This window comes from Verrucomicrobiia bacterium (genome assembly GCA_036405135.1).
Classification (GTDB): Bacteria; Verrucomicrobiota; Verrucomicrobiia; order Limisphaerales; family JAEYXS01; genus JAEYXS01.
This window is the reverse complement of sequence record DASWYF010000010.1, coordinates 149487-160489: the sequence shown is the minus strand read 5'-3', so window position 1 is coordinate 160489 and position 11003 is coordinate 149487. Positions and strand designations below refer to the sequence as shown.

Sequence of the window (11003 nt, the reverse complement as noted above, 5' to 3'; positions counted from 1 at the left end):
CGGTGAATGTCTGGACCTCCGAGCAATACGTCTCCGCGTTGCGCCACGACCAGAAGAACCCGGGCTACAATGTGCATCTGCGCCAGTTGCTGCACGTGGGCTTCAAGGTCGCCGCGAAGATGGGTGACCGGTATCTGAACGCCTTGGTGAAGTTCGAGGAATCCGTGTCACGCAATGTGACGACGAATCTGTATGAGCGGCATTTGAAGCCGTTGTTTGTGGGGTAAGGGATTTTTCCTAACAGGAGAAAACAGAGGGAACAGAGCGGAGATGCTTTGTTCCCTTTTTAGCGAGCAGCAAGAAGAGTGAGAGTCAAACAAGCATGTCGGCTCCAAAGCTCGATGCATGAGAGACACCGCTACTCGCTTTTGGCCAGTTTCTTTGGAGGAGTATAAATAGCTAAGCTGCGACTTGCGAGAGGCTCTGAATTGCGTAGTATTCGGCTTCAGCCAGCATGAGTGAGGGCGCATTTACCTGTGAAGTTTTTGAATCAGGCAGCAAAACACTTAATTATAATTTTATATGGCGCAAGATGAAGCTTATCGTAGAGCGGAACGGTTGATAGAAAAAGCGCGTCGGACGAAAGCGGAAAAACTTAGTTTTGGCATAGGGAGATGGAGTGTGAAAACGCCGAAACTCACCGAACTGCCGGAAGCGCTTGGCCAGCTTACACATCTGAGTTCACTGGACCTCTCTAACAACCAGTTGGCCGCGTTGCCAGAGTGGCTTGGCCATCTTACGCAGTTACGGTCACTGGACCTTTCTGGCAATCAACTATCTGGACTGCCTGAGTCGCTGGGCCATCTTACGCAGTTGCAGTCATTGAACCTAAGCGACAATGGGCTAAGGATGCTGCCGCCATACCTAGGCCAATTTGATCAACTAAAGTCGCTCGAACTTCGCAACAACGAGCTGATAACTCTGCCTGAGACGCTAGGGCAGCTCACGCAGTTGCAATCGTTAAATGTTTCCGACAACAAACTTAAGTCGATACCAGAATGGATAAGTCAGCTTGCACAGTTGCAGTCGCTGGACGTCGCTGGCAACCAACTGACCGTAGTGCCGGAGTGTCTGAGTCAGCTCAAACAGCTGCAGGCTCTGGACCTTTCCCGTAATGGACTGATAGTGGTGCCGGAGTGTTTGGGCGAGCTTACCCAACTGCAGGACCTCGGCCTTTCCAGCAATGAATTGGCGGCTCTGCCGGAATCGCTAAGCCATCTTCTGAAGCTGAACATTCTATCTTTGTCTTATCTCCGGCTTTCTGAGATTCCAGATTGGGTTTGGAAATTGACGGAGCTTAGTGATCTGAGTCTCCAAGGAAATAGACTGACTTCTCTTTCGAAAGACATTGGCCTACTCGTAAACTTAAAGACGCTCCGTCTTTTTAAGAATAGGCTATCAAATTTGCCTGATGAGATTGGAAAACTGAGCAAGCTCGAAAGACTTTACCTAGATGGAAACGAACTCACACAGCTTCCCGACAGCATCGGCGAGTTAACATGTCTTAACCACTTAGAGCTTGGTTCTGAAGATGAAGGCGGAAATAAGTTAACTGACTTGCCAGCCACATTACTGAAGCTAGAAGAATTAGAAAATCTCTGGCTCGTTAAAAACCCGCTCAATCCAGAGCTCGCCGCGGCCCATAAGGAGGGTTTAAACGCTGTCAGACGTTACCTGAGTGCTAAGGCTCAGTCACAGGTATTTCTCAACGAAGCCAAGCTGATTCTCGTTGGTGAAGGTGAAGTGGGAAAGAGCTGTTTGCTATGCGCATTGCGTGACGATCCTTGGGAAGAAGATCGCCCTACCACGCATGGTATTGAGATCAAGCCAGTGATGGTGATTAATCCAGCCACCGGCATTCAAATTACGCTCAACGGGTGGGATTTTGGTGGGCAGCGGGTCTATCGCCCCACGCACCAACTCTTCTTCAGCGCCCCGGCAGTCTATTTGGTGGCATGGAAACCGCGTGAAGGATCATCACAGGGATTCGTAAGAGATTGGATCAAACTTGTGAAGCATCGTGAACCGGATGCCAAAATCCTCGTTGTCGCCACTCATGGCGGCCCTAAGAAACGTCAGCCAGATATCAATCGACAAGAACTCTGGGATATCTTTGGCAAAGATACGATAGTTAATTTCTTTCATGTAGACAGCAAGAGTGGTGATGGCATTTCAGACTTGAAGAAAGCCATTGCAAGCGTAGCGACCTCGCTGCCTGAAGTTGGACGCCCTTACCCTAAACACTGGCAGGAAGTTCGTGAGAAGTTACGAAGCAGCGATGATGCTTACCTCGCGCTGGAAAAGGTCTTTGCCATTTGCAAAGAGCACAAAATAGAAGAGGAAGACGCACGGTTACTCCTTCGCATTTGCCATCGCGTAGGTGACCTCATTTACTACGAGCATGACCCATTATTGAAAGATATTGTGGTATTGAAACCAGACTGGCTGGCAACGGCTATCAGCTTGGTGCTTGACGACAAGCATACTAGGGAAGAGGGCCACGGGCTAGTGAAGTTCGAACGGCTAGGAATGCTCTGGCATGATCCCGACAGGTCTGAGGAAAATCGTTATCCAGCATCGTTGCATCCAGTCTTCCTGAGATTGATGGAGCGTTTCGATCTTTCCTACAGGATTGCGGAATGGGGGAGGACGGAGGCCGATAGCACAAGCCTAATTGCGCAACTTGTGCCTGATATGCGTCCTGAGAATGATTTGGCGGAGGTTTGGCCGGAGAGTCTTACCTCCGGCGATGAACAGCAAGTTCAAATCTGTCGCATAGTAGATACGTCGAATAATCAATCAGCGACCGCAGAAGGGCTTTTCTACCAGCTTATCGTACGCCTGCATAAATACTCGCTGGGCAGGGTGAACTTCCGCGATAGCGTGCACTGGCAGCGTGGCTTGGTACTGCAGGATGACACAGGAGGACGTGCTTTTCTTGAGCACATCGGGACGGATGTGAAGATCAGTGTGCGTTCACCATATCCACCTAGTTTTCTTGGTGCGCTTACTTATGAGACGAAATGGTTGGTCGAAGATTTTTGGAAAGGTATGCGCTGTGAAATTACAGTGCCTTGTCTTGCCCCAAAGACGAAAGGTGAACCATGCATGGGGCTATTTGAAGTAGGGAAGCTGCTTGAGAATAAAAAACGCGGACGTCCCGAGGTGCCGTGCCCGATCTGCAACGAATGGCAGAGCGTTGAACAATTGCTGGGCAATGCCCCTGCAGCTCGCCCAAATCCGTTGGATGAATTGGTGGCGAACCTCGCAACCATTTTACAGACGTTGGGTAGCATCCGTATGCAGTTGTCAGCACAGCAGGTGCGAGTGCTTGGACGTTTTGATCATCTTGATGCTGCTAACAAGGAGCTCATCGGCAAGGTTGAGGCGGCTTACTCAGGTTTGATGCAGACGTTGTTGGATGAGGCTAAGGAAGGGCCGCGATTATTTAGTCTTCAACCGGTGGATGCGGGATTCTTAGATCGTCCGAACTGGCTGGCACAAAAGTTCCAACTGACACTCTGGTGCGAGCATAGCCGCCAGCCATTGCCGTTTCTTAATGCGGCTACTAAAGGTGATACGACATTGGGCGTTTATGAGTTTGAGATTCCGCGCGATTGGTTTGTTAAGGCGGCGCCGGTGTTGAAGACTATTGCTACGGTTACAAGCTTGGTACTACCAGTGGCGTCTGCGCAGTTGAAGCTGGGGATGGATGAGACGGCGTATAAGGCGATGGAGAATCAATTGGATTTCGGCCAGAAGTGCGTGGAATCCGTGCTGGAAGGTGGCGAGAAAACGTTGGAAGATGCAGATGGATTGGAGGATCCGGGGTTGCCTGCGGTCAAGGGCATGACGGCACGTGGTGCAGTCCTACGACAGCTTCACACAATGCTGAAGGAAAAGGATCCGAGCTATGCGAAGCTGGGTCTGGTGCGGGTTCAGAATAAACGACAAGAGTTTCTATGGGTGCATCCGCAGTTTGAGAAGGAGTATTGAGGAGTTTGCTCAAATGTTTTTAAAAATTCTTTGAGTGCAATTTCCTGAGCGACAGCAGATTAGGAGATTTGAAAGGGATTTTCAGAAAAAGCGATTGATGTTGAATGGTTTCATAGTAAAATTTTCTTGCTGACAACTCGTTGTCGGTAAAGGAGAGGAGCGGTGGTTGGGCTCTTTCAGAGCGACAGGCAGCCCCGAAAAATCCTCAAGGTCATCAAGCATGATGGTGCATTGTGCTGTTTTTAGGCACGCATAGGTGCAGTTGTGTCCTGCGTTGGCGGGGAGATGACGATCCTTATGGAACCATTATGGGAAGGACGAGGTGAGAAGTTCGAGGTGCGAAAGGTTAAGTGCCTCCTCTCCCCGGCCCTCTCCTCCAACTATCGTTGGAAGAGAGGGAGGAGAAAAGCGTCAGTCTCAGTTAGGATATGTGGGTGTAGCGGGCGGGTGGATTGGGGCTCGTAAGCTGGAGGGTGAATGGGACGTCGGTCAGTCCAGGTGTGATGTGACCGGGGAATCTCTAGTAGCCACTGCGGAACCAGCCGGGTTTTGGACATCTGCTGAATTTGAACTCTCAATCGTAGGGAGGGAGAACACGATACGGCACAAGGGTCGGGTGGTTTCATTGCTCTTTGACATAGGTTCTCTGTTTAACCACAGATGGACACAGATAAACACAGATGGGGAAAAGTGGTGTTAAATGCCTCCTCTCCCTAGCCCTCTCCTCCATGCCGAAGTTCGGCTTCCATATTGGAAGAGAGGGAAATGTAAGTCTGAGTCCATATACTGGTTAACTGAAGTGGCTGGCGAGGGTCGGATTCGGGAGGTGTGGACTGGTGGCTAGAGTGCCGCAGGACAGGATGCTATCGCGGAGTGTCACATTGACCGGACGAGATGGGAAGGCGACTCAAAGGGAATGATGAATTATGAATTGAGAATGAAGAAAGCCGGTTGCACCGGCGGGCATTCATTAGGGAAAACGTCCAACGTTCAACTTTGAACTTCCAACGTTCAGAGATGGGGGAGAAGTGAGGCGTAAAATATTTAGAACCTCACTATCGAGATGCTCCCGCTGCGGCTGGTCCTCGGCGGACACAGCCGCGGTCCAAGGAATTATGCCGCTGCTGGGACGGTTACGGTCTTATCTTGGCTGCCGGTCCAGGAGATCATCTCCACCGTTGTGATGCCGCTCTTGGATGGGGAGGGCAGCACGCTGGGGGTATCGAGGCTGGAGCCGCAGAGGATGCCGTGGCGGTACCATTTCTTGATGACGATGCGGTCTTCCATGACATCGCGGGTGTAGGCGATGGCGCGGTCGATGTGTTCATCGGAGCCGGTGTGTTCGTAATCCATGAAGTGCACGTAGCAGGCGCGGAAGCCGACGGTGATCTCCTGCACGTCGGTGGAGATGTAGAGACCGGGTTCCTGCGGCTTCATGCTCTGGGGCACGCGGATGATGAGGGAACCTTCGGGTGCGCCGGGGCTGTTATCCATGTGCGCGAAGTCGCCCAGCAAGGGCAGCGCGGCCATGAAGGCCTCGTGCACGCGGCGCGAGTACGGATTGAGCGTCTCCGATAGGGTGGCTTCTTGCAGGGTCACCTCGGAAGGTAAACCCGGTTTGCGGTTGGTGTCCAATCGGTCGGCCAAAGTTTGCCATGGGTTGACGGAAAAACCGGCGGCCATGGTCGTTGTCATTCGCTGCATTGCTTCGCTCTCATTCTGCAGCTACCCTCCTCGCACGACACAAAATGACTGTTACCCGGGTCGCTGCTTTAACAGGCTTCTGCTTCATAGCCGGAACCATGCCAATGCTGCTGGGGGGCTGCTCGACAGCCTCGAAATCGCCCATTCCCCCGTTGAAACAGGTCGAAACCGCGCGAACGGGTGGCGAGATTTATGCATCTTGCCTCCTGTGCCACAGCACGAAGGAGATGCAACGGGGGCCGATCATCGATGGTTTACCGGCTTGGGCGGTGGAGCTGCAGTTGAAGAAATTCCGGGATAAAGTCCGCGGGAGCAACCCCACGAACAAGTCCGAGGTGCTCATGGCGGCGGGGGAAAGCATCGTGCAGGTGGATGCGGAGATCCAGCGCGTGGCGGAACACATCGCCAGCCTGCCGCCGCAATCGCACTTACTAATCGTGAAGGGGGACAAGCAGCGGGGTAAACTGATTTACCTCCAGTGCATCAATTGTCATGGGCCGAAAGCCGAGGGCAAGGCGGAGGCTAAATCCCCGCCCTTGAACACGTTGGAGGATTGGTTTCAACTGGACCAGCTCCGCAAGTTCAAGTCCGGCCTCCGGGGGAAGCACCCGCAGGATGCCGAGGGCAATGTCATGCGGCTGGCCGTGATGGGATTGAGCGATGAGGACCTGAAGAATGTCACACGCTACATCGCGGAAGACCTGGCCGCCGCGAAGCCGTTGCCGAAGAAAGAGCCGGGAGCACCGAAATAAACGATGTCTGCCGTCAGCCTCCATAACGTGAGCAAGAAGTTCCGCGACCCACGCGGACGCGAGGTGCGTGCGGCGGATAACGTATCGCTGGAGGTCGCCGAGGGAGAATTCCTCGTGCTTGTGGGGCCATCGGGTTGTGGGAAATCCACCTTGCTGCGGCTCATTGCGGGATTGGAGACGCTAGATAACGGCTCCATCAGCATCAGTGACCGCGTGGTGAATGACTTCCCTCCTGCCGATCGCGAGGTGGCGATGGTGTTCCAGAATTACGCGCTGTTCCCGCATCTCACGGTGTATGAGAACATGGCGTTCGGCCTGCAATTCCGGAAGATCACGAATCGCGAGACAAAGCAGCGTGTGCAAGCCGCGGCGCAACTGCTGAAGCTGGAAGACTTGTTGGAGCGCAAACCGATCGCGCTCTCCGGTGGTCAGCGTCAACGCGTGGCGCTGGGCCGGGCGATTGTGCGCGAGCCGAAGGTCTTCCTGCTGGATGAACCACTCTCGAATCTGGATGCGCAACTGCGCGCCGAGACGCGTGCGGAACTGGCGCGATTGCATCGGCGGCTCGGGGCCACGATGATCTTGGTGACGCATGATCAGACGGAGGCGATGACGCTGGGCCAACGCCTGTGCATCATGAATGGTGGCAAGGTGGTGCAGACGGGCACGCCACTGGAGATATATCAGCAGCCGAAGAGCGCGTTCGTGGCGGGGTTCCTCGGCAGTCCGGGTATGAATCTCATCCGGGGCATTGTACATGCGGGTGGGCGGGAACTGTTGGTCGCCGTGAAAGGTAGCGAGGAACGGTTGCGGGTGGATATCGGCTGGGAATTGGCCATCAAGGTGATGCCGTATGTGGGGAAGGACATGGTCATCGGCTTCCGCCCGGAGCATGTTCTCCTTGGTGCGAATATCGGCACGGGTGGGCGCAGTTGGGAAGCCACGATGGATCTTTGCGAGCCTTTGGGGCATGAAAATCTCTTACACTTCACCTATCAGGGCGTTCCTTTCACGGCGCGTGCTCCGGTGGAGAGCATGTTTGCCCCCGGTCAGGTGATGCCGGTACGGATTCCGGCGGATCGGGCCATGGTCTTTGACGGGGTATCGGGCGAAGTTATGGTTGAACGAATGGCGGGCCCGGGCGTCTGATTCAATAGAAACATGCGACAGGCGGCGGCGCCTGTCCGACTATTGGCAGGCGAAGGCGCCTGCCCCACTACGGATTAAATCGCCAATTGCCTGCGGGGCAGTCTTGGCGCAAAATTAGCACGATTTCATGAAAGCATTTGGATTGGCACGAGTCGTATTGTTGGCGGTCGCAGGTCTGGCATTGCTGCCGGTGCGCGGTATCACCGCCCCCTTGGAGATCTGGATCAGCTCCTTCCAGGACAAGGTCTATTACGAGGACATGGTCCGCCTCTACAAGGAGAAGGGCCACAAGGATTTCGAGGCGAACATCCGCGCCTACGGTTTCCGCGAGATGCCGGACAAGCTGGCCGTGGCGATCAAGACGGGAGTGAACCCGCCGGACATCGTGCAGCTCGATGAAGTGCTCTTCGGCATGTATCTGAATGGCGAGGTGCCGTTCGTGGAATTGAGCGATCGCATCAAGAAAGCCGGGCTGGATAAGGACATCGTGCCGAATCGCCTCTCGCTCTTCGCCTATCAGGGCAAGACGTATGGCGTGCCGCAATCGCTCAGCGCCATGGTGATGTATTACCGCACGGACATCATGCAGAAGCATTACGTGGCGCCGGAAGACATCGCCACGTGGGATGACTTCCTGCGCGTGGGCGAAGAACTTGGCAAGAAGGGCCAGGCCATGCTCGCGCTGGATCCATCTTACTTCGAAATCCTCCTGCGTCAGCGCGGCAGCGATTGGTTCGATAAAGATGGCAAGGTGTTGCCCGATGAAGAACTGGCCACGGATACGTTGCGTTTCCTGAAAGATTTGCAGGAAAAACATATCGCCATCACGCCGGATCGCGCGTCGATCTTTGATCCCGTGTTCTTCAGCGGAGATGTGGCGAATGGTGAAGTATTCTGCGTGATCGGTGCGGATTGGTACGGTCTCGATATGATCCAGCAGTTCAGCTCCGACCTCTCTGGTAAATGGGGCGTGATGCCGCTGCCCGCGTGGAAGGGCAAGGACGGCAAACTGGGCCGCCGCACCTCGACCTTCGCCGGTCAGGGCCTGATGATCTACAAGAACAGCAAGAAGGTGGACGAGTCCTGGGGCTTCATGGAATTCGTGATGAAGGACAAGGAAGCGAATGCGTTGCGCTTCACGAAGGGCAACAGCTTCACCGCCTACAAACCGGCATGGAAAGACGAGCGCTTGCTGGAACCGGTGGCGTTTTTCAACAACGAGCCGTTCGGTCAATTGCTCGTGGACCTCGCGCCTTCCGTGCCGCCGGTGGCGATGAATCCGAAACGGCCGATGGCGGTGTTCATGTTCCAGGAAGGCATCTTCTCGTCCTTCATGTATGGCCAGATCGACGCGAAGGAAGCGGTGAAGCAGATGCGTGAAGGCTTGAGCAAAGCAGGCGGACCTCCGGGCGGCGGGAAAGATGGTCCACCACCAGCGGAGAAGGACAAGAAGAAGTAGGCGTATCTTGGAGCGCGGCTGTGTCGCTAGACCAGCCGCAGCACGGGAAACAGGCACAGCCGCCTAAAACATTTCGGAACGCTCCTATACTGTCGTGCCCGCTGCGACTGGTGCTCCAAGCACACAGTCGCGGTCCAAAGAATGGGTGATTGGAAAACATATTGGCTGCGGGGGAAAGGAGCGCCGTATCTGCTCTTGCTGCCGTTCTTTGCCTTTTTCGTTTTCTTCTGGGTGATGCCACTCGTCGGCGGATTGCGCCTCAGTCTGCATAGCAATACGCTGATGGAAGAGGCGGAGTATGTGGGCGCGCAGCATTATCAGGAGCTGCGGCACGATCCGAAATTTGAGAAGGCCATACGCAATAATATCAAATACACAGCAGCGTGCATCCTGATCATCCTGCCGCTCTCTGCGTTGCTGGCGTATTGGTTGCAATCCTCGTGGAAGAAGGTTCGCCCCGCGCTCACATTCATGTTGTTGCTGCCGGGACTAACTCCGCCTGCGGTGTTAGCACTCCTCTTCTTGTTGGTGTTCCACGGCAAGGAAGGTTTGCTGAATAATCTCTTCATCATGCCTTTCAGCCGCGAGGGCTTTATCAATGATCTGTTTCATCTGCATCTCAATGCCAAACCGATCAACTGGCTGAAAGATCCGAACTTCATCATGCCCGCGCTGGTATTGCAGACGGTGTGGCGCTGGACGGGCTTCGTGACGTTCTTTTTCCTCGCGGGCATGGAGGCGATTCCCAAGTCGCTCTATGAGGCGGCGTATCTGGAAACGAACAATCGTCGGAAGGTATTCAAGCAAGTGACGCTGCCGCTCTTGCAGCCGGTCGTGCTCTTCTGCGCGGTCTATCTGGTGGTGGACGCGTTCGCGATGTTCTCCGGAGCTTACATGCTCCTAGGCGGCAGTGGGGGGACGGCAGATGCCGGATTGCTGCTCGTGTCTTACAGCTATCAACAGGCGTTCACGTTCGGTAATTTCGGCACCGCTGCCGCGATGTGCTTGATGGTCGCACCAGTGTTATTGGCCTTGCTGTGGCTGGCGATGATGGGACCGCGATGGTTCCGAGGGAGGGCGGCATGAAAAAAACTCTGCTGCCTTCTGAGAAAACTTCCTGGGTCGCCACGATACTTCTGCTCGTCGCGGGCATCCTCTTCATCTACCCGTTCGTGTGGATGTTCTGCTCGGCGTTCAAGGATAACAAAGAGATATTCAAGCCGTTGCAATTGCTGCCGGGCGCCTGGAACTTCGCCTACTACAAGCAACTGTTCCAAGGCGACCTCATCCCCTTCTGGCGCGTGTTCGCGAATTCCGTGCTGGTGGCGTTTGCGCAGGCGATCGGCACGGTATTCCTCACCTCGCTCGCGGGCTATGTGTTCGCGCAACATCGCTTCCGTTTTCAAGGGTTGCTCTTCGTCGTATCGCTCATGGTCATCGTGCTGCCGCAACAGGCGCTGGCGATCCCGCTGTTTAGCTGGCTGAACCAGTTGAAGATGATCGATTCGACGTGGGGCGTGATCCTGCCGGGTGTGGTGAGTGGTTTGGGCATCCTCTATTTCACGCAAGTGTTCCGCCAGATGCCGCGTGAATTGGTGGAAGCCTCACGACTCGCAGGCCTCTCCGAGTTCCGCGTGTATTGGACGCTACTGCCGCTGTGCTGGTCCGCCCTGCTGAGCTTCGGCCTCATCCAGTTCATCCTCTCATGGCACGAGCACCTCATCCCGATGCTCGTCCTCAGCACACAGGAGAAGCAGACTTTGCCACTCGCCCTCGCAGGATTGTTTGGCAGCAGCTTGCGCTTCCCCTTCGCCGTGCTGATGGCGGCCTCAACAATCACCATCTTACCGACGGCAATCCTGTTCGCGGTGATGCATCGACGGTTTAAGAGCTCGTTGAGTGAAGTGTTCCCCCATTGAGCAGGGGCGAGGTGCAAAGTGCGA

At 54.7% G+C, this 11003-nt stretch carries 7 protein-coding genes and 1 pseudogene; 7 read left to right on the top strand and 1 reads right to left on the bottom strand.

Going from position 1 to position 11003, the window contains the following annotated elements; genetic code table 11:
- Positions 1-2 precede the first annotated feature (2 nt).
- Together VGH19_04745 and VGH19_04740 are read left to right on the top strand one after the other, a co-directional pair.
- Positions 3-227: pseudogene (locus tag VGH19_04745) on the top strand (hypothetical protein).
- Between the two features lie 295 nt (positions 228-522).
- On the top strand, positions 523-3996 hold the full coding sequence (locus VGH19_04740) for a COR domain-containing protein (protein ID HEY1170658.1): 3474 nt from the start codon (positions 523-525) through the stop codon (positions 3994-3996).
- Between the two features lie 1113 nt (positions 3997-5109).
- Here the strand turns inward: VGH19_04740 and VGH19_04735 are convergent.
- Complete coding sequence (locus VGH19_04735; protein HEY1170657.1) at positions 5110-5541, bottom strand: hypothetical protein; 432 nt, start codon at positions 5539-5541, stop codon at positions 5110-5112.
- Positions 5542-5798: 257 nt separating this feature from the next.
- Between VGH19_04735 and VGH19_04730 the strand changes: the two genes are divergently transcribed.
- The 5 genes from VGH19_04730 (at position 5799) to VGH19_04710 (ending at position 10979) form a co-directional block, all read left to right on the top strand.
- Positions 5799-6452: a c-type cytochrome gene (locus VGH19_04730; GenBank protein HEY1170656.1), complete on the top strand. Its 654-nt coding sequence runs from the start codon at positions 5799-5801 to the stop codon at positions 6450-6452.
- Positions 6453-6455: 3 nt separating this feature from the next.
- Entirely contained in the window at positions 6456-7601 is a 1146-nt protein-coding gene (gene ugpC / locus VGH19_04725) for a sn-glycerol-3-phosphate ABC transporter ATP-binding protein UgpC (GenBank protein HEY1170655.1), read from the top strand.
- A gap of 127 nt (positions 7602-7728) precedes the next feature.
- On the top strand, positions 7729-9060 hold the full coding sequence (locus VGH19_04720; GenBank protein HEY1170654.1) for an extracellular solute-binding protein: 1332 nt from the start codon (positions 7729-7731) through the stop codon (positions 9058-9060).
- Between the two features lie 141 nt (positions 9061-9201).
- Complete coding sequence (locus VGH19_04715) at positions 9202-10146, top strand: sugar ABC transporter permease (protein ID HEY1170653.1); 945 nt, start codon at positions 9202-9204, stop codon at positions 10144-10146.
- On the top strand, positions 10143-10979 hold the full coding sequence (locus VGH19_04710) for a carbohydrate ABC transporter permease (GenBank protein ID HEY1170652.1): 837 nt from the start codon (positions 10143-10145) through the stop codon (positions 10977-10979). Before VGH19_04715 ends, VGH19_04710 begins: the two co-directional genes overlap by 4 nt.
- Positions 10980-11003 lie beyond the last annotated feature (24 nt).

Coding starts and splice junctions, on each gene's coding strand:
- VGH19_04740 (HEY1170658.1), top strand. CDS start 523: ATGGCGCAAGATGAAGCTTATCGTAGAGCGGAACGGTTGATAGAAAAA.
- VGH19_04730 (HEY1170656.1), top strand. CDS start 5,799: ATGCCAATGCTGCTGGGGGGCTGCTCGACAGCCTCGAAATCGCCCATT.
- ugpC (HEY1170655.1), top strand. CDS start 6,456: ATGTCTGCCGTCAGCCTCCATAACGTGAGCAAGAAGTTCCGCGACCCA.
- VGH19_04720 (HEY1170654.1), top strand. CDS start 7,729: ATGAAAGCATTTGGATTGGCACGAGTCGTATTGTTGGCGGTCGCAGGT.
- VGH19_04715 (HEY1170653.1), top strand. CDS start 9,202: ATGGGTGATTGGAAAACATATTGGCTGCGGGGGAAAGGAGCGCCGTAT.
- VGH19_04710 (HEY1170652.1), top strand. CDS start 10,143: ATGAAAAAAACTCTGCTGCCTTCTGAGAAAACTTCCTGGGTCGCCACG.